Origin of the sequence: Sinomonas terricola (genome assembly GCF_034931225.1) — a bacterium.
GTDB lineage: Bacteria > Actinomycetota > Actinomycetes > Actinomycetales > Micrococcaceae > Sinomonas > Sinomonas terricola.
Genome location: NZ_JAYGGQ010000001.1, coordinates 450,087 through 473,884, shown reverse-complemented (window position 1 = coordinate 473,884; position 23,798 = coordinate 450,087). Strand labels below are relative to the sequence as shown.

23 protein-coding genes are annotated in these 23,798 nt (G+C 70.4%); 13 read left to right on the top strand and 10 right to left on the bottom strand.

Features of this window, described 5'->3' with window-relative positions; all coding sequences use genetic code 11:
- Positions 1 to 113: 113 nt before the first annotated feature.
- Positions 114 to 1,337, bottom strand: coding sequence for an ROK family transcriptional regulator (locus tag SPF06_RS02330; protein WP_323277305.1), 1,224 nt, complete (start codon positions 1,335 to 1,337; stop codon positions 114 to 116).
- An 82-nt stretch (positions 1,338 to 1,419) separates the two neighbouring features.
- On the opposite strand from SPF06_RS02330, the gene SPF06_RS02325 reads away from it, so the two are divergent.
- From SPF06_RS02325 to SPF06_RS02270, 12 genes are all read left to right on the top strand, one after another.
- Positions 1,420 to 3,171: a glycoside hydrolase family 13 protein gene (locus SPF06_RS02325; protein WP_428985680.1), complete on the top strand. Its 1,752-nt coding sequence runs from the start codon at positions 1,420 to 1,422 to the stop codon at positions 3,169 to 3,171.
- Positions 3,172 to 3,282: 111 nt separating this feature from the next.
- Positions 3,283 to 3,720, top strand: coding sequence for a pyridoxamine 5'-phosphate oxidase family protein (locus tag SPF06_RS02320; protein WP_323277303.1), 438 nt, complete (start codon positions 3,283 to 3,285; stop codon positions 3,718 to 3,720).
- 113 nt (positions 3,721 to 3,833) lie between these two features.
- Positions 3,834 to 4,016: a hypothetical protein gene (locus tag SPF06_RS02315; protein ID WP_323277302.1), complete on the top strand. Its 183-nt coding sequence runs from the start codon at positions 3,834 to 3,836 to the stop codon at positions 4,014 to 4,016.
- A gap of 62 nt (positions 4,017 to 4,078) precedes the next feature.
- Positions 4,079 to 4,966 (top strand): HpcH/HpaI aldolase/citrate lyase family protein, encoded by an 888-nt coding sequence (locus SPF06_RS02310; RefSeq protein ID WP_323277301.1) that lies wholly within the window; start codon positions 4,079 to 4,081, stop codon positions 4,964 to 4,966.
- Positions 4,967 to 4,974: 8 nt separating this feature from the next.
- Positions 4,975 to 5,214 carry a hypothetical protein gene (locus SPF06_RS02305; protein ID WP_323277300.1) on the top strand — a complete coding sequence of 80 codons (240 nt, stop codon included), beginning with the start codon at positions 4,975 to 4,977 and terminating at the stop codon, positions 5,212 to 5,214.
- 26 nt (positions 5,215 to 5,240) lie between these two features.
- A complete protein-coding gene (locus tag SPF06_RS02300) occupies positions 5,241 to 5,690 on the top strand; it encodes an FAS1-like dehydratase domain-containing protein (RefSeq protein WP_323277299.1) in 450 nt (149 codons plus the stop codon).
- Positions 5,690 to 6,145 (top strand): MaoC/PaaZ C-terminal domain-containing protein, encoded by a 456-nt coding sequence (locus tag SPF06_RS02295; protein ID WP_323277298.1) that lies wholly within the window; start codon positions 5,690 to 5,692, stop codon positions 6,143 to 6,145. The genes SPF06_RS02300 and SPF06_RS02295 overlap by 1 nt, the downstream gene beginning before the upstream one ends.
- A gap of 70 nt (positions 6,146 to 6,215) precedes the next feature.
- Entirely contained in the window at positions 6,216 to 7,280 is a 1,065-nt protein-coding gene (locus SPF06_RS02290) for a UDP-N-acetylmuramate dehydrogenase (RefSeq protein ID WP_323277297.1), read from the top strand.
- Positions 7,277 to 7,984, top strand: a complete 708-nt coding sequence (locus tag SPF06_RS02285; RefSeq protein ID WP_323277296.1) for a TetR/AcrR family transcriptional regulator — start codon at positions 7,277 to 7,279, stop codon at positions 7,982 to 7,984. The genes SPF06_RS02290 and SPF06_RS02285 overlap by 4 nt, the downstream gene beginning before the upstream one ends.
- 50 nt (positions 7,985 to 8,034) lie before the next feature.
- A complete protein-coding gene (locus SPF06_RS02280) occupies positions 8,035 to 9,216 on the top strand; it encodes an acyl-CoA dehydrogenase family protein (RefSeq protein WP_323277295.1) in 1,182 nt (393 codons plus the stop codon).
- Between the two features lie 130 nt (positions 9,217 to 9,346).
- Complete coding sequence (locus SPF06_RS02275) at positions 9,347 to 10,486, top strand: winged helix DNA-binding domain-containing protein (protein ID WP_323277294.1); 1,140 nt, start codon at positions 9,347 to 9,349, stop codon at positions 10,484 to 10,486.
- A 236-nt stretch (positions 10,487 to 10,722) separates the two neighbouring features.
- Entirely contained in the window at positions 10,723 to 11,679 is a 957-nt protein-coding gene (locus SPF06_RS02270; protein ID WP_323277293.1) for a type IV toxin-antitoxin system AbiEi family antitoxin domain-containing protein, read from the top strand.
- Between the two features lie 125 nt (positions 11,680 to 11,804).
- On the opposite strand, the gene asd is transcribed toward SPF06_RS02270, so the two are convergent.
- Genes asd through SPF06_RS02255 form a run of 3 tightly spaced genes read right to left on the bottom strand, consistent with a single transcriptional unit; the run spans position 11,805 to position 14,698 of the window.
- A complete protein-coding gene (gene asd / locus SPF06_RS02265; protein ID WP_323277292.1) occupies positions 11,805 to 12,932 on the bottom strand; it encodes an aspartate-semialdehyde dehydrogenase in 1,128 nt (375 codons plus the stop codon).
- Positions 12,933 to 12,980: 48 nt separating this feature from the next.
- Positions 12,981 to 14,270 (bottom strand): M20 metallopeptidase family protein, encoded by a 1,290-nt coding sequence (locus tag SPF06_RS02260; RefSeq protein WP_323277291.1) that lies wholly within the window; start codon positions 14,268 to 14,270, stop codon positions 12,981 to 12,983.
- On the bottom strand, positions 14,267 to 14,698 hold the full coding sequence (locus SPF06_RS02255) for an ester cyclase (protein WP_323277290.1): 432 nt from the start codon (positions 14,696 to 14,698) through the stop codon (positions 14,267 to 14,269). The genes SPF06_RS02260 and SPF06_RS02255 overlap by 4 nt, the downstream gene beginning before the upstream one ends.
- 155 nt (positions 14,699 to 14,853) lie before the next feature.
- Between SPF06_RS02255 and SPF06_RS02250 the strand changes: the two genes are divergently transcribed.
- Entirely contained in the window at positions 14,854 to 17,067 is a 2,214-nt protein-coding gene (locus SPF06_RS02250) for an ATP-binding protein (protein ID WP_323277289.1), read from the top strand.
- A 13-nt stretch (positions 17,068 to 17,080) separates the two neighbouring features.
- On the opposite strand, the gene SPF06_RS02245 is transcribed toward SPF06_RS02250, so the two are convergent.
- From SPF06_RS02245 to SPF06_RS02220, 6 genes are all read right to left on the bottom strand, one after another.
- Positions 17,081 to 17,620, bottom strand: a complete 540-nt coding sequence (locus SPF06_RS02245; protein ID WP_323277288.1) for a dihydrofolate reductase — start codon at positions 17,618 to 17,620, stop codon at positions 17,081 to 17,083.
- A 17-nt stretch (positions 17,621 to 17,637) separates the two neighbouring features.
- A complete protein-coding gene (locus tag SPF06_RS02240) occupies positions 17,638 to 18,471 on the bottom strand; it encodes a thymidylate synthase (protein WP_323277287.1) in 834 nt (277 codons plus the stop codon).
- A 9-nt stretch (positions 18,472 to 18,480) separates the two neighbouring features.
- Positions 18,481 to 19,458, bottom strand: coding sequence for an NUDIX hydrolase (locus SPF06_RS02235; protein WP_323277286.1), 978 nt, complete (start codon positions 19,456 to 19,458; stop codon positions 18,481 to 18,483).
- 2 nt (positions 19,459 to 19,460) lie between these two features.
- Positions 19,461 to 21,689, bottom strand: coding sequence for an RNA degradosome polyphosphate kinase (locus SPF06_RS02230; RefSeq protein WP_323277774.1), 2,229 nt, complete (start codon positions 21,687 to 21,689; stop codon positions 19,461 to 19,463).
- A gap of 185 nt (positions 21,690 to 21,874) precedes the next feature.
- Positions 21,875 to 22,858 (bottom strand): mycothiol synthase, encoded by a 984-nt coding sequence (mshD, locus tag SPF06_RS02225; RefSeq protein ID WP_323277285.1) that lies wholly within the window; start codon positions 22,856 to 22,858, stop codon positions 21,875 to 21,877.
- A gap of 244 nt (positions 22,859 to 23,102) precedes the next feature.
- Positions 23,103 to 23,798 carry a winged helix-turn-helix transcriptional regulator gene (locus tag SPF06_RS02220; RefSeq protein WP_323277284.1) on the bottom strand — a complete coding sequence of 232 codons (696 nt, stop codon included), beginning with the start codon at positions 23,796 to 23,798 and terminating at the stop codon, positions 23,103 to 23,105.

Sequence of the window (23,798 nt, the reverse complement as noted above, 5' to 3'; positions counted from 1 at the left end):
GCCGCTGATCACGCGACGGCTTCTGCTGGAGCGATGCGTGAATGTCCGGGATATGGCTTCGCGACCACGCGGATTCTTGCGTGATTGTCACATTTGCCTCCGTCGCGGGGGAATTAAATGTGTCCGGGGGAACCCGTGCTCGGCGCCCCCGGCAGCTCGATCTCGAGCGCCCGCTCGGCCACGTCGTCGAGCGCGCGCCGCACGGCACCGAGCGCAACCGCCTCGCCCCCGAGCGAGGACACCTCGACGCGCGCGGGCGTGTTCGTGAGCAGGGGAAGCTCGGCCCGGATCTGGGGGAGGAGGCGGGCGGTCGCCGGGGCGACTGCGCCCCCGAGGACCACGAGCTCGGGGTTGAGCAGCGTCGAGAGCACCGCGACGACCCGGGCCATGCGCCCCGCGAGCCGGGCGAGGACGCGCACGGCGGCGGGGTCGCCGTCGTCGGCCGCGGCGAAGACCGCCTCGGCGGTGACGTCCGACGGCGCGAGGCGGGCCAGGCCTCCCGGCGCGGCGGCCGCCTCGGCCCCCCACGCGCGCGCGAGCGGCGCGATGCCGTGCGGGCCCGCCGCGCCGTCGACGAGGGCGAGGAACGCGAGCTCGCCCGCCCCTCCGCTCCGCCCGCGCAGGAGCCTGCCCGATTCGATGAGTCCTGCACCCAGGCGCTCGCCTGCGAGGAGGACGGCGACGTCGTCGACACCTTGGGCCGCCCCGCGCCATTGCTCCGCGAGGGCGGCGAGGTTCGCGTCGTTCTCGAGGAGCACGTGCCAGCCGTGCCGCTCGAGCAGCGCCTCGGCGAGGCCGACGTCGAACATCTCCCAGAAGCTCGAGCCCTCGGCGACTCGGCCCTCGCGGTCGACCGGAGCCGCGACCCCGGCACCCACGGCGAGCACGCTCTCGGGCCCCGCGCCCGCAGAGCCGAGCGCGGCCAGGGCAGCGCCGCTCACGCGGTCGAGCCTCGCCTCGGCCGTCCGCGCGCCGCGGGGGAGGCCGCGCGACGCCGTGCCGAGGAGCCTGCCGCGAAGATCGGCGACGAGCGCGGTCGTCTTGTGCGCGCCGACGTCGAGGCCGACGACGACGCCCGCGGCCGCGCGGAAGTCGAACGTGCGCGGGGGCCGCCCGCGCTGCGGTCCCGAACGGTCGGGGTCCAGCTCTTCGGCCCAGCCGCGGCGCGTGAGGTCCTCGCACACCGCGATCACCGTGGCACGCGTGAGCCCCGTGAGCTCGACGAGGTCGGTGACCGTGAGCGGCCCGCCTCGGCGCAGCTCGCCGAGCACGGTCCGGGCCGTGACGAGGCGAACGACGTGAGGCCCGACGGGGCCCGCTTCGCTTCTTCCCTTCACGTTCCGACGGCCTCCTTGACGCGCTCCGCGCGGCGTCACAATAATGGACTCGCGACTCTATATTTAGAGTCTAAATTATTCCATGCGAACCCCGGAGTCCAGAGACTCCGCCCATCCACGAGGAGAGCCGGTGCCCACGTCCGCCGAGACCGCCGCCACCATCCACGACGCCGACTGGTGGCGTCAGGCCGCTGTCTACCAGATCTATCCGCGCAGCTTCGCCGACGCGAGCGGCGACGGCATCGGCGACATCAAGGGGATCACGTCGAAGGTGCCCTATCTCGCCGAGCTCGGGGTCGACGCCGTGTGGCTGAGCCCGTTCTATCCGTCCGCTCTCGCGGACGGCGGCTACGACGTCGACGACTACCGCAACGTCGACCCGCGCCTCGGCACGCTCGAGGACTTCGACGAGATGGTCGCCGCCCTCCACGGCGCGGGCATCAAGGTGATCGCGGACATCGTGCCCAACCACACCTCCGACCGCCACGAGTGGTTCCAGGAGGCCCTCGCGGCGCCGAAGGGCTCCCCGGCCCGGCAGCGCTACATCTTCCGCGACGGCCTCGGCGAGAACGGCGAGCTCCCGCCGAACGACTGGACGTCGATCTTCGGCGGCGGCGCGTGGGAGCGGATCACGGAACCCGGTCCAGAACAGACGCCCGGCCAGTGGTACTTCCACCTGTTCGCGAAGGAGCAGCCCGACCTCAACTGGGACAACCCCGAGGTCCACGAGGACTTCCTCACGACGCTGCGCTTCTGGTCCGACCGTGGCGTTGACGGCTTCCGCGTCGACGTCGCCCACGGCCTCAAGAAGGACTTCGACGCCGAGCTCCCGAGCCTCGAGACGATTCACCGCGCCGACCTCTTCAACAACGGCGAACACCCGCTCTGGGATCGCGACGAGGTTCACACGGTGTACGCCGAGTGGCGCAAGGTCTTCAACGAGTACAACCCGCCGCGCACGGCCGTCGCCGAGGCGTGGGTCCACGCCGACCGTCGCGCCCGCTACGCGTCCCCCGAGGGCCTCGGCCAGGCGTTCAACTTCGACCTCCTGCAGGCCGATTTCGACGCCGAGCAGTTCCGCACGGTCATTGCGAAGAACCTCGCCGAAGCCGCCGCGACCGGCGCGTCCTCGACGTGGGTCTTCTCGAACCACGACGTCGTCCGGCACGCGACCCGCTACGGCCTGCCCAAGGGCACGGGCCGCGGCGGCGTGGGCACCGACGGCAAGGACTGGCTCCTCGAGGGCGGCGATCCGGCCGAGGTCGACGCCGAGCGGGGCCTGCGCCGCGCGAAGGCCGCGACCCTGCTCATGCTCGCCCTCCCGGGCTCGGCGTACCTCTACCAGGGCGAGGAGCTCGGCCTCCAGGAGGTCGGCCAGATCTCGGACGAGGACCGCCAGGACCCGACGTTCTTCCGCAACAAGGGCGTCGAGGTCGGCCGCGACGGCTGCCGCGTGCCGCTGCCGTGGGAGGCTGCGCCGGCCGAGGGCTCCTCGTTCGGCTTCGGCGCGAACGGCTCGCACCTCCCGCAGCCCGCATGGTTCGCGGGGTACGCCGCGAGTGTCCAGGACGCCGACGGGGGCTCGACCCTCGCCTTCTACCGCCGCGCCCTCGGCCTGCGCCGCGAGCTTCAGGGCGCCGAGGCGTTGGGCTGGCAGGACGCGGACGACGACGACGTCCTGCACTTCGTGCGCCCCGGCAGCTGGCACGTCGTGGCCAACTTCGGGACGACGCCGGTGGCACTCCCCGAGGGCGAGGTGCTCCTCGCGAGCGCCGACGTCGAGGGCGGGAAGCTCCCGGGTGAGGCCACCGCCTGGATCCGCGCGGCGCGCTGACCCGGCTGCTGCGGGCTCCTGCGGAGGGCTGACCCGACGGCCAGGGCCGAAGGCCCTTCCCCCGAGGCCCGTAGCCGTGTAAGCCTGACCATGACGCATGAGGAGGCAGTCATGTCGACGGTGGATTTCGGCTACGGGCCCGGGGCCCGTCATCAGGACATCAATCTCGATGAGGAGAAGTGCTGGTCGCTGCTCGGCTCGTCGGGGATCGGGCGCTTCGCGTTCCTGCACGAGGGGCGCATCAACGTCTTCCCCGTGCATTACGTGGTGCACCGTGGCGGCGTGTATTTCCGCACGTCGCGCGCGGGCACGATCGCCTCCTCGGTCCCGCAGGGGAACGTCGCGCTCCAGATCGATTCGGCGCAGCCCCAGGTCCAGGCCGGGTGGACCGTGCTCGTCTCGGGGGACGCGCGGCCGGTCGAGGACGAAGCGCTTGTCACCGAACTCTTCGGCCTCTCGGTGTCGGAACCCTGGGCTGGCGGCGTGCGGGACTACTTCGTGGGTCTTGCCCCGACCGCCCTGACCGGGCGACAGGTGTTCCTCGCCTGATTGGCTTTACTCAAATCGCTTGACATACTCCGCTTCTGGGAGTCCACTAATACTTGGATCGTCGCGCTGGGGAGCGATTCGTCGAGCCGCTTCGAGGAATCAGGAGGTCAGCCATGGCTGACGTCGAGTCCCAGTCTGCCGAGAGCGCCGCGAGCGAGGCACATCCTGCCGGCGAACGGGAGACGTCCGCGACGTTCTACGCTGCGGCGGGATCGAGGCAGCAGTCGAAACGGTCCGGGATCACGTGGTGGGAGGCCTGCGGGGGCTGGAACTCGCGCTACGCGCTGAGCATGTAGAGAGCGGCTGCAGGAAAGCGCAGAAATAGGACGACGACGGGCGCGCGGGATACCGTTGACCCATGACGTCATTGACCGCCGCCGACTCTTCGCCCTCCGCCAGCAGCGATTCCTCGCTCCGCCCCGCCCGCCAGGTGAATCCAGAGATCGCCCGCTCGTGGCTCCTGGTCAACGCGATGCGCGTCGAGACGTTCAGCGAGGCGGCCGCATCCCGCGCCGACGCCATCATCCTCGACATCGAGGACGCCGTGGACCCGTCGCACAAGGACGAGGCGCGCGAGAACGTCGTCCAGTGGATGCAGGCGGGCGGGCAGGCATGGGTCCGCGTCAACGACGCGACGAGCCCCTTCTGGGCCGACGACCTCGCGGGCCTGCGCGGCACCCCCGGCCTCCTCGGCGTCGTGCTTGCGAAGACCGAGTCCGCGGACCAGGTGACCGAGAGCTTCCACCGCATGGACGGCAAGGTCCCGGTCGTCCCGCTCGTCGAATCGGCGGTGGGCATCGAAGAGGCCAACAACATCGCGAAGGCGCAGGGCGCGTTCCGCCTCGCGTTCGGCTCGGGCGACTTCCGCCGGGACACGGGCATGGCGGCCACGCCCGAGGCCATGGCGTACCCGAGGGCCAAGCTCGTCGTCGCGAGCCGCGTCGGCAACCTGCCGGGCCCGATCGACGGCCCGACCGTCGGGACCAACCACCCGATCCTGCGCGAGCAGAGCGCGATCACGGTCATGATGGGCATGACCGGGAAGCTGTGCCTCGCGATCGACCAGACCGCGGTCATCAACGAGGTCATCAGCCCGACGCCGAGCGACGTCGCCTGGGCCTCGGACTTCATGCGCGACTTCGAGGCCAACGGCCGCGTGATCCGGGACGGCTCCGACCTCCCGCGCCTCGGCCGTGCCGAGAAGATCATGAAGCTCGCGACAGCATTCGGCGTCCAGCCTGCGTAAGCCCTGACGTGCTCGACTGGGAGAACGCCTCGCCGCTCTACAAGGGGGTCGTGCTGTCCGGCATGGCCTTCTTGGCCGTCGGCCTGATCCTCAGCCTCACCGCGAACCTCGCCCACATCACGTGGCTCTTGTACGCGTCGATGGCGATCATCGGCGTCGGCCTCGTGACGCATCTCGTGGGGCTCGGGATCCGATCGCGGGACGCGCGGCGACGCGCTCGCGAGCGCGCGGGCAAGGAGGGCGGCTAGGCGCGGCGCCGGATAAGCTACTGGCCATGGCCATCAACCCCGACCTCCAGGGGCGCGTCTACCCGCCCGCCGAGGTGTACGACGTCGCCCGCGAGAAGATCCGCGAATTCGCCCGAGCCGTCAAGGCCGAGCATGCCGCGCATTACGACGTCGAGGCAGCCGCCGCGCTCGGCTACGCGGACCTCGTGGCCCCGCCGTCGTTCGCGATCATCGTCGCCCAGCGCGCCGACGCGCAGCTCATCGCGGATCCCGAGTCCGGCATCGACTTCTCGCGCGTCGTCCACGCGGAGCAGCGCTTCACGCACCACCGCCCCATCGTGGCGGGGGACCGCCTCCGGGCCGAGCTCCACGTGGACCAGGTCCGCGCGATGGGCGGCGGGGCGATGATCACGACCCGCGCCGAGATCTCCACCGAGCTGGGGGAGAAGGTCGCCACGACCACGTCGTCCATCCTGGTCCGAGGGGAGGGCCAGTGATGGCCGCACACGTCGTAGCAGCACCCGTTTTCGACGAGCTCGAGACGGGGCTCGAGATCGGGCGGCGCGAGATCGCCGTGACCCGCTCGGACCTTGTCAAGTACGCGGGCGCGTCGGGAGACTTCAACCCGATCCACTGGAACAACGACTTCGCCGTGGCCGTCGAGCTTCCGGGCGTGATCGCGCACGGCATGTTCACGATGGGTGCCGCCGTCCAGCTCGTCGTCGACTGGGTGGGGGATCCGGGGCGCGTCAGCGACTACCAGACCCGCTTCACGAAGCCGGTTCCCGTCGCGGACACGACCGGGACGGAGGAGGCGGGCGCGGTCCTCCAGGTCGTCGGCACGATCGGGGCGATCGACGCCGAGGCCCGCACCGCGCGCGTGGACCTAGCCGTGACGAACGCAGGCCAGCGCGTCCTCACGAAAGCCCAGGCCGTCGTCCGGTTCCCCTGACGCGGGCGCCGCGGTAGGCGCGCCCGCCACCCGGGGCGCCCCCCCGCCGACGTCCGACTAGGCTAGTTCCGTGAGCCAGACGCTTCTCTCCTCCCTGACGACCTCTGCCGTGGGCGGGCCCGCGGCCCGTTTCGAGGAGGCCCGCACCGAGGCGGAGATCATCGACGCCGTCCGGACGGCGGACGACGCGGGGGAGCCGCTCCTCATCATCGGCGGCGGATCGAACCTCGTCGTGTCCGACGACGGCTACCCCGGAACTGTCCTGAGGATCGCCACGGAGGGGTTCGCCGTGAACTCCGCGGACACGTGTGGCGGGGTATCTGTCGCCGTCCAGGCCGGGCACCCGTGGGACGACTTCGTCGACTACGCCGTGCACCACGCATGGAGCGGCGTCGAGGCACTCTCCGGGATCCCCGGCTCGGCGGGCGCCACCCCCGTGCAGAACGTCGGCGCCTACGGTGCGGACGTCTCGCAGACCATCTGGCAGGTGCGCACGTATGATCGCGCGGCGCGCGCCGTGAAGACGTTCGTCCCGTCCGAGCTCGCGTTCGGCTACCGCGATTCGCTCCTCAAGCAGACGACGACGGCGGGCTCGCCCCGGTACGTCGTGCTCTCGGCCGAGTTCCAGCTTCCCCTCGGGCGCATGAGCGCGCCCGTGAGGTACGGCGAGCTCGCGCGGACCCTCGGCGTCGGGCCCGGTGAGCGCGCCTCGGCCCTCGACGTTCGGCGTGCCGTGCTGAGCCTGCGTGCGTCCAAGGGGATGGTCCTCGACGCGGGGGACCGCGACACGTACTCGACCGGTTCGTTCTTCACCAACCCGATCCTCACGCCCGAGGCTGCGGAGGCCCTGCCGGAGGGCGCACCGAGGTACCCGGCGGCCGGCGGGCTCGTCAAGACCTCGGCCGCGTGGCTCATTGAGCACGCTGGCTTCCCGAAGGGGTATGGGCTCGCGGCGGACAGCGTGACGGGCGGCCGCGCATCCCTCTCGACGAAGCACACGCTCGCACTCACGAACCGTGGCGGCGCGACGGCGAAGGACCTGCTCGCGCTGGCGCGGGAGGTGCGCGACGGCGTGCACGAGCGCTTCGGGATCGAGCTCACGAACGAGCCGCTCCTCATCGGGATCGAGCTGTGAGCGAGGCCGCGGGGGCGGCTCGAGCCGGAAATCCCGGAGGGCAGCGCGAGCGAGCGCTCTTCCGTCACGACGTCGCCGCCGCGGCCGTCCGCCTCTACGCTGACCAGGGGTATGAGGCGACGAGCGCCGAGCAGGTCGCGGCCGCGGCCGGCCTGTCGCGCAGCACGTTCTTCCGGCAGTTCCGCTCGAAGGAGGACGTGGTCTTCGCCGATCACGACGTGCTCCTCGAGGAGGCCGAGGCCTTCCTCGCCCGACGGCACGAGGATCCGTGGGAAGCCGTGTGCGAGGCCGCCGAGCTCGTGTTCGCGCACTTCGATGGGCAGCGGGATCTGGCACAGCTGCGCTACCAAGTGGTCAACCGCGAACCGAGCCTCCGGGACAAGGAGCTGGTCACGACGTTCCGGTACGAGCGGCTCTTCCGGCGCTACCTCCGCTCGGCCGTCGCGGGGATCGAGCCGATCGATGCCGTGCGCTTCGCCGCCACCGTCATCGCGACCCACAACTACCTGCTCCGGGGGCTTATGCGCGGGGAGCCGGGCTGCGACGTCGCACGTCTTCGCAGCGAGCTCGATACCGTGAAGCGGCTCTTCCGGGTGGGGTCGCGGGGCGACGCGGAGGACGTTGTCGTTGCCGTCTTCCCGCGCTTGACGCCCGCTGCCGACATCGCCCGCCGTGTGAGGGAAGCACTCGAGAACACTCTCTGACATTCAGTTTCACTTGACCTGATACTCAGTTTCACGCTACAAGTGGAACCGTGCCTGATTACGACGTCTCCGCTGCCCTCGACACCGACTACTACGACGTGTTCGCCGACCTGCCCGCGGCCGATCGCGCCGCGTGGGACCGAGCGCGCGGATTCGTCGACGAGGCCCTGCCGGGCATGAACGGCTACTGGGACCGCGCCGAGTACCCCCTGCATCTCGTCAAGCGCATGGGCGAGCTCAACCTCCTCGCCGACGGGATCGAGGTCCCCGGCCTCGAGCCCATGAGCCCGCTCGCGGCCGGCCTCGTGACCATGGAGATCTCGCGCGGAGACGGCTCGCTCGGCACCGTCGTCGCGGTCCAAGGCGGCCTCTCACTCCGCTCGATCGCGTTCCACGGCTCGCCCGAGCAGAAGGAGCGCTGGCTCGGGCCGCTCGCGCGCGGCGAGGAGCTCGGGGCATTCGCCCTCACCGAGCCGGACCACGGCTCCGACTCCGTGAGCCTCGAGACGCGCGCGCGGCTCGACGGCGGCCACTGGGTGCTCGACGGAGAGAAGAAGTGGATCGGCAACGGCGCCTCGGGCGGCGTCACGGTCGTGTGGGCCCGCGACGAGGCGGGCGACGTGCGCGGCTTCCTCGTCGAGCAGGAGACGCCGGGCTACGAGGCCGAGGTCATCGAAGGCAAAGGCTCCCTCCGTGCGATCCATCAGGCCCGCATCCGGCTCGAGGGCGTGCGGATTCCCCGGGAGAACGTGCTCCCCGGCGCGAGGACGTTCAAGGACACGTCGCGCGTGCTCGTCGCGACGCGGCTCGGGGTCGCGTGGTCCGCGCTCGGGCACGCGACCGCCGCGTATGAGGCCGCGCTAAGCTACGCGAACCAGCGCGTCCAGTTCGGGAGGCCGCTCGCGACGTTCCAGCTCGTCCAGGATCGGCTCTCGCAGATGCTTGCCGAGCTCACGGGCATGCAGCTCCACTGCGTCCACCTCGCGCGGCTCGACGCCGCCGGCCTCATGCGGCCCACCCAGGCCTCGATGGCGAAGTACCACAACACGCGCAAGGCCCGCCTGATCGCCTCGACCGCGCGCGACCTGCTCGGCGGCAACGGGATTCTCCTCGAGAACCACGTGATCCGGCACCTCGCGGACATCGAGTCCATCCACACGTACGAGGGGACCGAGAGCATTCAGGCGCTCCTCATCGGCCGCGACGTCACGGGCGTCGGCGCCTTCGTCTGATCCACGTCACCCGACGCGTGGCCATCTCTGACGGACGCGTGGCCATCTCTCGCTCTCTGAACCTTGGTCAGCCGTGAGATTTGCCGTGCTGCGGACTGATCCTGTCCGCACACAGGGGCATGATGGTGGGATGCGGACTTCCGAGGGTGGGGTCCCCGGGGGCGGGGGCAGGAAAGCCAGTACGACGGCGGTTGCCCGCCTGCGGCTCGCGGCGCAAGGCCTGCTGCCCGCCGGCTCGGACGCGAACGGCCTCGGCCAGGCCGATGATCCGCTCGCGGCCGTCCGCCGCATGGGCGCCCTCCAGAGCCAGGATCTCGCCTCGGGACTGCTCGCCGTCGGAGTCCGCACCCGGGCGGGGACGGCGTCCGGCGTCGCGGCCGCCCTGGCGAGCGGCGCCGTCGTCCGCACTTGGACGATGCGCGGGACGCTCTTCCTGGTCGCTGCCGAGGACGTGCGCACGTTCGTCGGGCTCGCCGCGGATCGGGTCATGCGCTCGGCGGCCACGCGCCACCGTGGGCTCGGGATCGCCGAGGAGGACGTCGCCGTCGTCCGGAAGGTCGCCGAGGACCGCCTCGCGGGGGACAGGGGGCTGACCCGCGCCGAGCTCTTCGAGGCGTTCGACGCCGCGGGGCAGCCGACGGCGGGCCAGCGCGGCATCCACCTGCTCTCGATCCTGAGCCACCAGATGGTCCTCGTGCAGGGGCCCCTGCGCGGCCGCCAGCAGGAGTTCCGCCTCGCGGACGAGTGGCTCCCGCGCGGGGAAGGCCTCGCGGGCGACGACGCCGTCGAGCATCTCGCGCGGCGGTACCTCGCGTCGCACGGCCCGGCATGCGAGCGCGACTTCGCGTGGTGGCTGGGCCAGCCCCTCGGCGTCGTGCGAGGCCCGTTCCGGGCGGCCGCGGCCGATGGCGCATCGCTCGAGTTCGAGGGGCGCGAGCTGTTCTGCGCGCCCGAGGTGGCCGCGCTGCTCGGCACGCGCAGGGGGGCCCGCGCGGTCCTCGCGCTGCCGGGCTTCGACGAGCTCATCCTCGGGTACCAGGACCGATCCGTCGCGGTTCCCGACGCGTACCTTGAGCGCGTGATCCCCGGCATCAACGGCGTGTTCAAGGCGACCGTGTCCGTGGGCGGGCGGACAGTCGGCACGTGGGTCAAGGGTGGGACGCCCTCGGCGCCGCGCGCTGTGCCCGAGCTGTTCGAGGAGCTCGCGCCCGCGGCCGCGGCCGGTGTCGAGCGCGCCGTGGCCCGTATCGAGGCCTACTGGGCTGGCTAGACTCCGGTCGGGCTGGCTAGACTCCGGTCGGTCCTCCTCGCCCGAGCAAGTGCTGCCCTCGGCCGCTTCTCCGTGCGTCATGTCCCACGTACATGCGGCCGAGCCACGGAGATGCAATCTTGCCACGGAGTCGTCGCGAACCTTCTTTAGCCCTCCACGCGGCGGTCGGCGGCGAGCCGTCCACATGAGCAGCGAAGCCGGTTGCCCACCCGTCCGGCCGACGCGAGGATCGGAGCATGGGGACACACGCCACTGAACGCCTGCTTGCTTCCACCTGGCCACGACACGACGTGGCCCCGACGGCGGAGCTGCGGTCCGCTGGCATCGACGACCGCCTGCTCGCGAAGGCCGTGCGAAGCGGACTGCTACTCAGGCTGCGCCATGGCGCGTACATTCCAGCTCATCGATGTGATGCCCTGACACCGTGGGAACGGGAGGTCGCCCGGCTCGACGCCCACGTCGAGGCGACGGGTGGTGCCTCGGTCTACTGTTTAGCAAGCGCGGCAGTATTGCATGGATGCTCAGTCTGGAACGTTGGCCCCGAGATCCATGTTGCGACGACGTACGCGGGTTCGCGGGCGAGCCGATCGAGCGACACGGCGACCCATCAGCTGTTCCTCGCGGAGCACGATCTCACGCTCGTCGAACGGCGAGGCCGGCACCTGAAGGCGACCACGCTCGTCCGCACCGCCGCCGACTGCGCACGCACCATGCCCTTCGAGCAGGCCGTGGTGATGGGCGACAGCGCCCTCCAGCGTGGACTGGATCCGCGAGCTCTCCGCCGGGAGGTGGAACAAGGGTCGCCGCGAGGCAGGCGCAGGGCGCTCGACGTGGTGGATTCGCTTGAGCCTGCAACGGAGTCGGTCGGGGAGACACGAACCCGGATGCTGCTCGAGCGCCTAGGCTTCGAAAAGCCTCACGTGCAGTTCGAGGTGGAGACCGCAGCAGGCGTGTACCGAGCAGATTTCGCGTGGCCGAGGCTCATGGTCATCATCGAATTCGAGGGCGAGGGCAAGTATCGGAACCACGGCCCCGCCTCTGACGTCCTTCTGGCGGAGCGACGTCGCGAGACGCTCCTCATGGAACAGGGTTGGGTTTTCGTGCGCCTTCGCTGGGCAGACTTGGAGAAGCCGGACGAGGTGCGGCGGCGCATCGAGGCCGCGATCCAGACCGCGGCGCGACGGTCGGCGTGAGGCCGAGTATGAGGATGGCCCGAACAAGTGCTGCCCTTGGCCGCAAATCCGGGGGGAACTTCCCACGGACAAGCGGCCAAGGGCAGCAGATGCGAAGCTCGTTGCTGCGAGTGTGCCGGCCTGGCCTAGAGCGTGCCGGTCGCGATCTTGAGCATGCGGCGCAGCGGCTCGGCGGCGCCCCACAGGAGCTGGTCTCCGACCGTGAAGGCCGAGATGTACTCGGGCCCCATCTCGAGCTTGCGGATGCGGCCCACCGGGATGTCGAGCGTGCCGGACGCCGCGACGGGGGTCAGCTCGTCCATCGAGGCCTGCTTCTCGTTCGGCACGACGTGAGCCCACTCGTTGTCCGCGTCGATGAGCTTCTCGATCTCAGCGACCGAGAGGTCCTCGCGGAGCATGAGCGTGAGCGCCTGCGAGTGCGAGCGCATGGCCCCGATCCGGACGCACAGGCCGTCCATGATCACCGGGTCGATCGAGCCGCCCGAGCGGGTGCCGAGAATCTTGTTCGTCTCGACGCCAGCCTTCCACTCTTCCTTGGACTGGCCGTTGCCGAGGTCCGCGTCGATCCACGGGATGAGCGAGCCCGCGAGCGGCACGCCGAATTGGGTTGCATCAACGCCGCCGCGCTGGGCCGCGAGGACCTTGCGGTCGATCTCGAGGATGGCCGACGCCGGGTCCGAGAGCTCCGCGGCCACCGCGCCGTTGAGCGTCCCGAACTGGGTGAGGAGCTCGCGCATGTGCCGAGCGCCGCCGCCGGAGGCGGCTTGGTACGTCATCGACGTGCCCCACTCGACGAGGTTGTTCCGGAACAGGCCGCCGAGGCCCATGAGCATGCACGAGACAGTGCAGTTGCCGCCGACGAAGTCCTTGACGCCGGATGCGAGGCCCTCATCGATGACGCTCCGGTTCACCGGATCGAGCACGATGATCGAGTCGTCGTTCATCCTCAGCGTCGAGGCCGCATCGATCCAGAGGCCGTCCCAGCCCGCGGCACGCAGCTGCGGGTGGACCTTCTTCGTATAGTCGCCGCCCTGGGCGGTCACGATAATCGGCAGCTTGGCGAGGGCGTCGACGTCGTAGGCATCCTGCAGGGGACCGGCGCCGTCGGCGAACGACGGCGCGGAGCCGCCCGCGTTCGACGTCGAGAAGAACACGGGGTTGATCGAGGCGAAATCGCCCTCGTCCTGCATCCGCTCCATGAGCACGGAGCCCACCATGCCGCGCCAGCCGACAAAGCCCACCGAAGAAGTCATAGGTTCCATTCTACGGGCGGGCGGCGTCGCGCGGATGTGGGCTGCATCTCAACGCGATTTCGCTGGCTCCCGGGGGTGGCCGGCGGACGCTCCTGCAGGCCAACCCGACAAGGTAACGGCGGGCCACCCGGTGAGAATGCTCAGCAGCGCCCGGCACAGTACTCGCGCGGCCAGCAGAACGGCCCGTTCGTCAACTTCGAAGCGCGGGTGATGGTGAGGGGCGCTCCCGGGCCCGCCGCATCCGATCCCCAGGAAGAGCCCGGGAACGCGGCCGGAGAACTCGGCGAAGTCGTCGCTGGCGGTGAGCGGCGCGAGCTTCGCAACCTCGGCAAGCTTGTCCGAGAGGATCGCGCGTTGGGCGACGGCAGCGAGGTCGGGGTCATTGGCCAGAACCGGCGCGTGGCCGGTCCATGCGATCTCCGCGCGGCAGCCGAGGGCAGACGCCACCCCGGCACAGACCTCCTCGACCCGCCGGGTGGCCCGCTCCGCCGTCGCGGCCTCGAGCCACCGCACGTTCCCGAGCAGCGCCACGTCCTCCGGTGCCGCGTTCGCGGCATCGCCGCCGTGCACCGCGCCGATCCCGATCACGAGGAGCTCGCCAGGCGACGTCTCGCGCGCAACAACGGCGTGGAGCGCCGTCGTGATGTGGGCGGCGGCGAGGATCGCATCGGCGAACTGGCCCGGGGTTCCCGCGTGGCCTGCGCCGCCGGACACGGTTGCCCGGAAGAAATCGGCGCCTGAGAGCACGACGCCGGGATTGATGGCCACGGTCCCGTACGGAACCCCGGAGAGGACGTGTGCGCCGAGCGCACCGTCTATCCCGTCGAGGACCCCGTCGGCGAGCATCGGCCCTGCGCCGGCCAGGAGCTCCTCGGCCGGCTGGAGGCAGAACCGCACGCCGCCGGGCACGGCGTGCCTCAGCCCGGCGAGAGCCGTGGCGACACCGAGCGCTGCCGCCAGATGCACGTCGTGACCGCACAGATGCGCCGTCGGGCCGGTCGCAGCGAACGCGAGTCCCGAGGCTTCGCGAACAGGGAGGGCATCGAGTTCCGCGCGAACGAGGAGGCGAGGTCCCGGCCCGGTGCCGTCGAGGTCCGCGATGACCCCAGCGCCGCCGACGCCGGTCCTCACCGAAAGGCCCACGTCGCGCAGCTCGTCGGCCATCAGGCTGGCGGTGCGGCTCACGTCGAACCCCACCTCGGGGTGGGCGTGGACGTCGCGACGCACGGCGACGAGTTTCGCCTCGAGGGCTACGAGCGCATGGTCCGCCTCAGCGGCGAGGGCGGACGGTCCCGCGGGGGCGAAGGGCGGGACCGTTGTCGTCCGTACATCGCTCACGGTGACGCCGTTTCGGGAGCGGGGATGAAGCCGAGCTGCATGAGCAAGGCAAGCTGATCCACGACGTGCCAATGCTCGGCGAGGCGACCGCCCTCCACGCGGTAGATGTCGATGCCGGCGATGTCGAAGGGTTTGCCCGAGGCGGGAAGCCCGAGAAACGGCTCGACGTGCGTCCCGCGGTTGCGCCAACGCACGACGACGCGATCGCCTTCCGCGATCACGTCCTCGACCGTGAAGCTCGGATCGAGCGCCGTGACGAGCATCGACACACGATCGCGAAGGCCCGACCGTCCTTCGCCCTGGCCAGGCATCGGATCGTTTTCGATGTAGTCCTCGACCGCGATCTGGTCGATCACCTCGAGGGATCGCTTGTTGAGCACTTCTTCGTACAGGCGGCCTACGAGGCTGCGGGAGGTCTCGGTTGACATGGTGTCCTCCTTCTGAATTCCTATGGGTTCAGCGTGCGCCCACGCGCGGTCGTAGGCCACGACGGGGACCCACCGAGTGGCCCACCGAGTTGGCGGTTTCGCGCTCCCGCTCGGCGTGCCGCGGCTCTACCCTTGGCCTAGAAGGAAGGTGTCGCATGGGCGCGGACCCGACGTTGTCCCACGAACTCCGGCGGCTGCGCGTCGCAGCTGGGCTGACCCAGGAAGAGCTCGCTGGGCGGGCAGGCATCAGCGTTCGTGCCGTGAGCGACACGGAGCGCGGGCTTCGGGGCCGCCTCTATCCGGCGACGGCGGGGCGCCTGGCGGACGCGCTCGGCCTGGGAGGTTCTCTGAGGGAACGGTTCACCGCCCTCGCCCGCGGGACCCTCGGGCCCGGTGGCCGGATGGCGCCGCTGCCCGTCCCGAGGACACCGTTGCTCGGCCGCAACGAGGCCCTCGACGATCTCACAGCGAGCCTTGGCGACCCCGCAACGAGACTCGTTACGCTCACCGGTCCGGGCGGCGTGGGCAAGACGCGGCTCGCGCTCGCTGCGGCCGAGAGGTGCGCACCGCTGTTCGACGACGGCGTGGCTTACGTCCAGCTTGCGAGCTGCCGCGACGCGGACGCGGCCGGCCTCGCGATCGCGACCGCCGTAGGCGCGAACATCGCTCACGGCACGGTCGCGGACATGGTGTGTGCGGCGATCGGGGAGCGCAGGATGCTGCTCGTGTGCGACACCTTCGAAGGAGTCGTCGGGGCCGCGCCCCTCGTCGGCGAAGTCCTTGCACGTTGCCCGCGGACGAGCGTTCTCGCAACGAGCCGGACCCCGTTGCGACTCCTCGCCGAGCATCTCGTGCGGGTCGAACCGCTCGAAGCGCCCGCGGCGTGCGAGCTGTTCGTCGAACGAGCCGCTTTCGCGCGGCCAGGGGGTGAGCTCTCGGGCTCACTTTCGCTGGTCAACGACATCTGTGCGCGAGTGCAAGGGGTCCCCCTCGCGGTCGAGCTGGCGGCGGCGCGCGTGGCCCACCTCGGGCTCGGGGACCTGAGAGAGCGCTTGAGCCATCAGCTCGAGATCCTCACCGGAGGACCGGTCGACGACGACGCGCGGCACCGAACGATCGAAGCCACTGTTGCGTGGAGCTACGGGCTCCTCGGGAAGACGGCACAGGAGGCACTCGCGCAACTCGCCGTGTTCGACGGGTGGGCCCTCGTCGGCGCTCGCGCGGTCCTCGGCCGTGACCCGCTCCCGGACGTGAGCGCCCTCGTGGATCAGAGTCTCGCGGCGGCACCGCCACTCGTCGGGGGCCACGGGCGGTATCGCATGCTCGACGCCGCCCGCGAGTTCGGTGCCGCGAGACTCGTGGAATCGGGCGGCGACTCCGCAGCCCGGGACCGCCATGCGGCATGGTTCCTGCGCACGGCAGAGGCGGAGGCCCTTGCCATCCGACAAGAGGGCCAGCGCGGAGCCCACCGGGAAACGTTCGCGGACCTCGGCAACCTCCGGCTCGCGTTCCGCTGGTTCACCGATGCCGGTCGGGGCGTTGAGGCCCTGCGGCTTGCCGCGTCTCTGTGGATGTTCTGGCTGTGGGAGGGCGGATTCTCGGAAGGCCGAGCGTGGTTGCGGACGGCGCTTGCCTCTGGGGACGACGCCGATTCGACCCTCGCAGCGAGGGCCCGGTCGGGGGCGGGATGGCTTGCTTATCTTCAGGGCGACTATGCCGAAGCGCGGATCCACGCGAGTGCGCTTCGGCGTCTCGCGGAGGCGGGCGGCGGTCCGCTGGAACGCAGGAACGCCCTGACGCTCCGTGGCATGATCGCGCTCGCGGACCGTCGCACCGCCGAGGCCGCCGCTCTGCTCCGCGAGGCGCTCGGAGTGGCGCAGGAACTTGCCGGAGATCATTGGCTCGTCGCGATCTCGACGCTCAACGACGGTTCTGGGCTGACGCATTCAGGCCATCTCGTTGAAGCGGACCGCCGCTTCTCGGAGGCGCGGGACATGTTCGCCGAGTTGGGCGACGAGACGTATCTGGCTCGCGCCGTCCGTCACGTCGCGGCGGTCCGGCTTGTGAGCGGCGACCTCCCAGGCGCGGCTCGGGCGCTCGACGAGAGCCTCGCCGTGGTGGGCGCCGCGGACGATCGGTGGGGGCTGGGAGAGACATTGGAGGGTCTCGCGCATGTCGCTGCCGCGATGGGCGACGCGCGGCGGGCCGGTGCGCTCGCGGCGAGGGCCGCCGTCATACGTCGCTCCCTTGGCGTGGCCCCGCATCCGTTCGACGCGATTCTCGCCGAGGGCCACCTCGGCCCCCTCCGCGGCACCGAAGCGTTCGAGGCGGGCTGGCGCGAAGGCGGCGAGCAGGCCTGGGAGGCCTGACCAGCCGTCCCGGTCAGCGTCGGTAGACCGCGATGCGGTAGCGGACGCCAGTGCGCGACGCGAGCCACGCGCCCTCGACCGGCTCCGACGAGGCGAGAACCCATTCCGGGCCGAGCTTCGGGGCAAACGCGTCCCCGTCGAGCTCGAGGTCGAGATACGTGACGACCGCGATATTCACGGCGTCGAGGTCGAGGGCTTGGCCGAACAGCTCGCCGCCGCCGATGAGCCACGTGCGCGTTCCCCCGGGCGCGGACGCCGCCGCCGCGAGGGCCTCCTCGAGCGAATGGACGACGACGGCGCCGCCCGCCGCCCAGCCCTGCCGGCGGGTCACGACGATGTTGGTGCGGTCGGAGAACGGCCTGAAGCGGACCGGAATCGAGTCCCACGTCTTCCGGCCCATGACCACGGGATGCCCCTTCGTGACGGACGCGAAGTGGGCCATGTCCTCGGGCACGTGCCAGGGCATGGTCCCGTCGCGGCCGATCACGCCACTGTGGGTCTGCGCCCAGATGAGCCCGACGCCCTCAGTCTGGTTCGCGGCCTGGGGGCTCACACGACTGTTCACGCAGCTCACACCGCGATGGGGGCCTTGATGGTCGGGTGGTGGTCGTAGCCGACGATCTCGAAGTCCTCGAATCGGTAGTCGAAGATCGTCTCGGGCTTCCTCAGGATGTGCATCGCCGGAGCCTCGTACGGCTCGCGGGAGAGCTGCTCCTGGACCTGGGCGACGTGGTTGTCGTAGATGTGGCAGTCTCCGCCGGTCCAGACGAATTCGCCGACAGCGAGGCCGAGCTGCTGGGCCATCATGTGGGTGAGAAGGGAGTACGAGGCGATGTTGAACGGGACGCCGAGGAACATGTCTGCGCTGCGCTGATAGAGCTGGCACGAGAGCTTCCCGGGCTCGCCGTCCGGGCCGGGTTCGACGTAGAACTGGAAGAACGCGTGGCAGGGAGGCAGCGCCATCTTCGACAGCTCGGCGACGTTCCAGGCCGAGACAATGTGGCGCCGCGAGTCCGGGTTGTTCCGCAACGAGTCCATGACCGCCGCGATCTGGTCGATATGCTGGCCGTCCGGAGTGGGCCACGACCGCCACTGGACGCCGTAGACGGGGCCGAGCTCGCCGTCGTCGTCCGCCCATTCGTCCCAGATGGTGACGCCCTGATCCTGCATCCAGCGCACGTTCGAATCGCCGCGGAGGAACCACAGGAGCTCGACGGCCACGGACTTGAAGTGCACGCGCTTCGTCGTCACGAGCGGGAAGCCCTCGGAGAGGTCGAAGCGGATCTGGCGCCCGAACACGCTCCGCGTGCCCGTGCCGGTGCGGTCCGACTTGTGTGCCCCGTGCTCGAGGACGTCGCGGAGGAGGTCCTCGTAGGGGGAGGCAACGCGCGTGGTGGTGGGCATGGTCCTAGCCTAGTCGTCGTACGGCTTGATCTGCTCGACCGCAACGACCCGTGCCGGCCCCTCGACTGGGACGTGGAACACGATCATCTCCCCGGCCGCGAGGAACGGGTCCTCGGTGGGGAGCTCGGCCTCGAGCCCCGGTTCGCAGCGGAGCACGAAGGATGCGAGGAGCGTGGGCAGCACAGGCCGATGCGAGCAGAGGACCGCGCTCCTGCGCTTGTCGAAGAGCCTGTCCACGGCTGCGGCGGCACGGTCCGGCTTGCGCTTGTGCGAGGCCTCCGTGAGCCGCTCGTCGAGCTTGACCTTGATGCGGCCATTCGCGGCCGCAATGTAGGGGCGCACGGTGTCGACGCAGCGCCGCCACGGGCTCGTGACCACGCGTTCGGGGCTCCACACCGCGAGGAGCCGCCCGACGGCCGCTGCCTGCCGGACTCCGGACGCCGCGAGCGTGCGGTCGCCCTCGGCCTTCGTCCACGAGCCCCGGGGCTTGGCCTTCGCGTGCCGCAGGAGCACGAGCGGCCGCGTGTCGAGCTCGCCGCGCCGGTGCGCCTCCGCGAGCCAGCGCAGGGGGAGCACGTCCGTCTGGTTGCTCAGGAGCGTCGCGGCCTCGTCGACGCCGCACCAGTGGATCGAATCGACCTCCGTGCCGTCAGGACGGACGACGGCGGACGCGGACACCTTGAGTGCCCAGTAGTGGACGACCTTGAGCCCGACCGGCACGTGATAGCTCGTCGACGGGAGCGGGATGCCGAGCGGCTCGTCGAGGCCGATCTCCTCGCGCACCTCGCGCGCCGCGCACTCGGGCATCGTTTCGCCGGGATCGAGCTTGCCCTTGGGCCAGGACCAGTCGTCGTAGCGCGGCCGATGGATGAGCAGGACTTCGAGTTCGCCCGAACGGACGCGCCACGGGAGAGCGCCCGCGGCGAACACGGCCACGGGTTCGCCCGTATGGTCCACCGGCTCGGCGGTTCCAGGCTGATCGGTCATCGTCACCGGAGGGCGGCGGTACGCTGCCGGGCGCGCGACGCGAGCAGCCAAGACTGGACGTCCTGGAGGGGGCGTCCGTCCTCGTCGAGGTGATGGCGGGTCCAGGTGCCCGTGTCATCGAGGTGCCAGCTCGCCGTGCCGTCGTCGAGGTAGCGGTCCAGGAGCGAGATGAGGTCGTTGATGTCTTCGCGGTTCCGCAGCTGCACGAGGGCCTCGACGCGGCGGTCGAGATTGCGGTGCATCATGTCCGCCGAGCCGATGTAGACGACCGGGTTGCCCCCGTTCGCGAACGCGAAGACGCGCGAGTGCTCCAGGAAGCGGCCGAGCACCGAGCGGACGGTGATGTTCTCGCTCAGGCCGGGCACACCCGGTCGCAGGGAGCAGATCCCGCGCACGACGATGTCCACCTTCACCCCGGCCTGCGACGCGCGGTAGAGGGAATCGATGATGGCCTCGTCGACCATCGAGTTGACCTTGATGATGACGCGCGAGCGCAGGCCCGCACGTGCATTCCTGATCTCGGTCTCGATCCGGTCGATGAGTCCCGAACGTACGGAACGGGGCGCGACGAGGAGCCGCTTGAACGTCGACTTGGGGGCGTAGCCCGAGAGCTGGTTGAAGAGCTTCGAGAGGTCCTCGCCAACCTGCTCGTCACACGTGAGGAGCCCGAGGTCCTCGTAGTAGCGGGCGGTCCGCGGGTGGTAGTTGCCCGTCCCGATGTGGCAGTAGCGGCGCAGGCCGTCGTTCTCCTGCCGCACGACGAGCGAGAGCTTGCAGTGGGTCTTGAGGCCCACGATGCCGTAGACCACATGCACCCCGGCCTGCTCGAGCTTGCGCGCCCACGAGATGTTGGCCTGCTCGTCGAAGCGGGCCTTGATCTCGACGAGGGCGAGGACCTGCTTGCCGGCCTCCGCCGCGTCGATGAGGGCGTCGACGATCGGGGAGTCTCCTGACGTGCGGTACAGGGTCTGCTTGATGGCCTGCACCTTGGGGTCCGCGGCGGCCTGCTCGAGGAAGGCCTGGACCGACGTCGAGAACGAGTCGTACGGGTGGTGCAGCAGGATGTCGCGCCGGCGCATCGCCGCGAACACGTTCGCTGCCTTCGCTGTCTCGGACTCGTTGAGGAAGCGCGACGTGTGCGCGAGCTGCTTGGGGTAGTGCAGCTCGTTCCGGTCTATCCCGCCGATGACGGAGAGGCCGCGCAGGTCGAGGGGGGCGGGCAGCGAATACACCTCGGCCTCCTCGACCCCGAGCTCGCGGACGAGAAGCGCGCGGATGTTCGGGTTGATGTCCGTCGTCACCTCGAGGCGCACGGGCGGGCCGAACCGACGCCGCAGGAGTTCCTTCTCGAGCGCCTGGAGGAGGTTCTCGGCGTCGTCCTCCTCGACTTCGAGATCCTCGTTGCGGGTCACGCGGAACGTGTGGTGCTCGACGACTTCCATCCCCGGGAAGAGCTGGTCGAGATGCACCGCGATGAGGTCTTCGAGCGGGATGAAGCGCGCGAGCCGCCCCGCGACGTTGCCCGCGCGCGGGCCGTCGACCGAGATGAGGCGGGGGAGCTGGTCCGGCACCTTGAGTCGCGCGAAGAGGTCCTTGTCGCTCACGGGGTTCCGGACCACGACGGCGAGGTTGAGGGAGAGGCCCGAGATGTACGGGAACGGGTGCGCGGGATCGACCGCGAGCGGCGTCAGGATCGGGAAGACCTGCTCCGCGAAGAGCGCGCTCAGGCGCTCATGCTCGGCCTCGCCGAGGTCGTGCCACGAGACGAGCCTGATGCCCGCGTCCTCGAGGGCCGGGCGGATGTGGTCGGCGAACGCGCGGCAGTGCCGCTCCTGCAGCTCGTGCGCGGCGACGGAGATCTGGTCGAGCACCTCGTGGGGGCTCAGGCCCGAGGCCGAGGGGACGGCGAGGCCCGTCGCGATGCGCCGCTTGAGGCCCGCGACGCGGACCATGAAGAACTCGTCGAGGTTGGACGCGAAGATCGAGAGGAAGTTGACCCGTTCGAGCAGGAACAGATCAGGGTCCTCGGCGAGCTCGAGCACGCGGGCGTTGAAGGCGAGCCAGCTCAGCTCGCGGTCGAGGAACCGGTCGGGTCCGATCTCCCCTTCGGGGGAGGGGCTCGGGAGGAACTGCGGGATGTCGATCCGGTCTTCGGTGGCCCGCGAAGCGGGGACCTCCGAGGAGCCGAAGACGGGCGTCGCCGTCGGGCGCGGCGCCGGTCGGGTCGACACGGCAACGGCAAGGTCGGTGGTCTGCGGCGCCGTTGCTGCAGGGCTCTCGTGCTGGGATTCGGTCACTGTTCCTCCGCTGGAGCTCTGGTGTGGTCCGGGTCCAGCCTACAAGGGCTCGGGGCAGGATGTGCGGGGGCCGTCATGCGTTCGCAGCGCCCCCAGTGTGACGTTGGCCTCCGCCTCGGCTACACCTCGTCAGGATCGCTTGGGCCGTACATGATGTCCTTGTCCCACAGCGTGAAGCCGAGCTTCCGGTAGAGCGCGACGGCGGCCGGGTTGTCCGCGTCCGTGTACAGCATGACGGTCTTGAGTCCCTTGCCGCGCAGGTAGTCGATTCCCGTGCGGGTGAGCGCGAGGCCGAGGCCTCGTCCCTGAGCGGCCGGGTCGACGCCGACGACGTAGACCTCGCCGACGGCTCGGTGCTCGCCATGCGCGGGGTGCACCTTGGTCCAGTGGAAGCCCAGGATCCGATCGTCTTCGTCGACCGCGAGGAAGAATCCCTCGGGGTCGAACCACGGCTCGCCCATGCGGGCCTCGAGGTCGCTGCGCCGCAGGGCGCCCTGCTCTGGGTGATGGGCGAAAGCCGCGCGGTTGGCGGCGAGCCAAGCCTCCTCGTCGCGCCCGGGTTCGAACGTCCGGATCGTGACCCCCGCCGGCAGGGCAGGGGCTGGGCCGTCCTCGTGGCGGACGAGCACCATCTTCCAAAGCTCGCGCAGCGGCACGAACCCGTACAGTGCCGCGAGTTCCGCGGCCGCCTCGTGGTTGCCGTGCGACCACGCCGTGAGGCGCGAGCGCCCGGCGGGGCCGCGCAGATCGCGGATGGCCTCGACGAGCCGCACGCCCACGCCCTGGTTCCGGTATGCGGGGTGGACCGCGAGTTCGAGGACCCCCTCGCCGTCCTCCCTGAACGCGATCGCGGCGATTCCCGCGAGGTCCTCGGGCGCCGACGAGCCGGACGTGTCGTCGAGCGCGTGGACGGCGATGGTCAGGATCTCCTCGGATCTCGTCTCGGGAGACCGCATGAGCACTGTGGTCTGCTCCGAAAGGGACGGGTTGCCGTCGGATTCCTCCGCGGCCGCGAGGAGGGCCTCGACCTCCGTCCAGAGTGCCCGCGGTATGCGGCCTTCGACGACGGTGGCGGGCCAGTCCTGCGGGTAAGCGCTCGTCATGGAGCAAGGCTAGCGAATGCGTGGGCGGTTTGCCCCGGGTCGGGTGTTGTGACCGCGGAGCAGTCGGATTGCTCCAGCCCCGCCCTGCCGTGTAGTGTGGAGCCCCGCGGCGGAGGCTTGCGCCAGCCGCGCGAGGGGGATCCACCAGTGGGGTGGCCGCGATACGTTCGACCCGTATGTCCTCCACAGAGACAGAAGACCCCGCGCCGGGAACGGCGCGGGGTCTTCTGCGGTCTTCGGAGCCTTAGGCGTCGCTCAGCTCGTCCTCGCTGAGCCGCGTGAGCGTGAGGCGGTACCCGACGTTGCGGACCGTGCCGATGAGGCCCTCGTGGTCGGGGCCGAGCTTCGCACGGAGGCGCCGCACGTGGACGTCGACCGTGCGCGTGCCGCCGTAGTAGTCGTAGCCCCACACCTCGGTGAGGAGCTGCTGGCGCGTGAACACGCGGCCGGGATGCTGCGCGAGGTACTTGAGGAGCTCGAACTCCTTGAACGTGAGGTTGAGCGCCTGCCCATTCACGCGGGCGGTGTAGCTTGCCTCGTCGATCACGACGCCCGCGGCCCGAATCTCCGTCTCGGGCTCCTCGACGTGCGCGTTCCGGGACATCGCGAGGCGGATGCGCGCCTCGATCTCGGCCGGACCGGCAGATTCGAGCACGATGTCATCCACGGCCCACGCGGCAGACACCGCGGCCATGCCGCCCTCCGTGAGGATGAGGAGGAGCGGCGAGCTGAGCCCCGTTGCCTTGAGCAGCTGGGTCAGCGACCGTGCACCGACGAGGTCGCGGCGGGCGTCGAGGAAGACGACGTCGGCGGGGTCGGCATCGAGGAGCGCGGTCGGCTCCGCCGGGAGGATATGAACCTGATGATTCAGAAGTTCGAGGGCAGGAAGGACTTCAACCGAAGAACCTCGGCTGTTGGTCAGCAGCAGGATGTGCGACAT